The organism is Fontimonas sp. SYSU GA230001, from assembly GCF_040066175.1.
Lineage (GTDB): Bacteria > Pseudomonadota > Gammaproteobacteria > Nevskiales > Nevskiaceae > Solimonas.
Window position 1 is genome coordinate 1 of the sequence record NZ_JBEAAM010000053.1, and the last position, 1,534, is coordinate 1,534.

Consider the following 1,534-nt stretch of genomic DNA (forward strand, 5'->3'; position numbering starts at 1 on the left):
TACTCCGCGTCCCCGAAGCTCAACTGCTTCATCACGAGTCTCTTGTCTCAGCGTCGGCGATCAGACCATCATCCACGCGACTTGTTCAGACGTTCCTTAAGAAGGTGGCGTTCTCTTTCGTGGAGCGTAGAACTCCTCGGCCTAGGCGCATCACTCAAGGATCTGGCAATTGACTGTGCGGCGGTCACTACGGCAGACGCTAGAGCTGCTTGTGGGCTATATCTTTGGGCAGGGAAGTTTCTTCCTGGCTCAGACACTCGTTGTCAAGAATGGAGGACTAGCTGACATCGCGGCTGTTTGTATCCCTTTGCAGGTGATATCGGTCGTCCAGTGGATAGCCGACTCGGGTGGTATCTATCGTCTCTCGCAGCTTGTACAAAAGCCTGCCGGCGACGGCGCACTAGCTGGCATGCTTCAGGCGCGTTTCTCTATCGGACTCCTGATAGGCGTCGGTGGACTCGGCCTCTACCCGTTCTTGTCCCAGCTATACCCGGGGCATATTGAACCGGCCACGTACTTGCTTGGATTGATCGGTGCTGTGGTATGGAGCCTCAATGCCACTGGCCTATGCGACGGATTGGCAAAGACGAGAATCAGCGCGCTGAGCATCAGCGCGCCTTGGGTGGCGGCGTCTCTGGTGCTGATGCTCCTTTACCCGGCGGTATCTCTGGGGCGTCTCCAGGTGTACGTCACTGCAGCTTTTGTGGTCACATCTGCTTGCGCTGTTACAGTTCAATGGATCTCGGTGCGATCCGCCAATATCGCCGCTATATGGCGAGTTCTCGAGATTGATCGGGCAGCGTACTCTGAATCGATACGCTATTCGCTCTTGTACATCGCAACATATCTCCCAGGAGTTCTGTATGGTCGCTTGGTTTTGCTGATTGCCGGGCATTCACTCGCACCGGGTGAGCTAGGCACTCTTGTATACGTCAAGTCTGCGGTCAGCGCAGTTCAGCAGGTGGTTGGATTCTCAAGGCGAACTGTAATCTCTACAGCGATGGAGTTGTTGGCCTCAGAAGCTAGGTTCAATCTGAGTAGAATCGTTGCGTGCCAGAAGGTTCCCATTGCGTTATGCGCTGCAGCTTCTTGCGCTGCAGTAGCCTATTTCGGTGCTTTCTCTTTTTTGGTCTCCAATGGCGCCATTCTCAACATGGCTGCGTTATTCACGCTAGCTGCGGTTTTGTGGGCGATTGTGTCGTCGTTTGGCTTCTATCTCGTCATATCCGAAGCGGTTGCCGCAAACTCCGCGATACTCTGGACCACTTCTGTATTTGCTTTATGCGTGCAGTGGAATGTTCCGTTCCGCAATAGCTATCTGGCGGTCCTTGTGTCTGAGTTGTCAATGTACGTCATTCAGCTACTCCTTTACTTTGTCGTGATCAAGTTCATCGGCGCAAGGTCATCCCGGTAAACAAAACACTACGTGATTATTATTGAGCCTCTCTTGAAATTTGAGTGGGTAGATTGGACGGTATGGGAGCCGTCCGGCTGGCGGCCATGATGAGTGGGAACGATTTGTATGCATGACAGG

Annotated in this window: 1 protein-coding gene; it reads left to right on the forward strand. The window is 53.3% G+C overall.

Annotated features, from left to right (window positions below; all coding sequences use genetic code 11):
- Positions 1-211 precede the first annotated feature (211 nt).
- On the forward strand, positions 212-1,414 hold the full coding sequence (locus AAG565_RS15685) for a hypothetical protein (RefSeq protein ID WP_348820583.1): 1,203 nt from the start codon (positions 212-214) through the stop codon (positions 1,412-1,414).
- Positions 1,415-1,534: the final 120 nt, after the last annotated feature.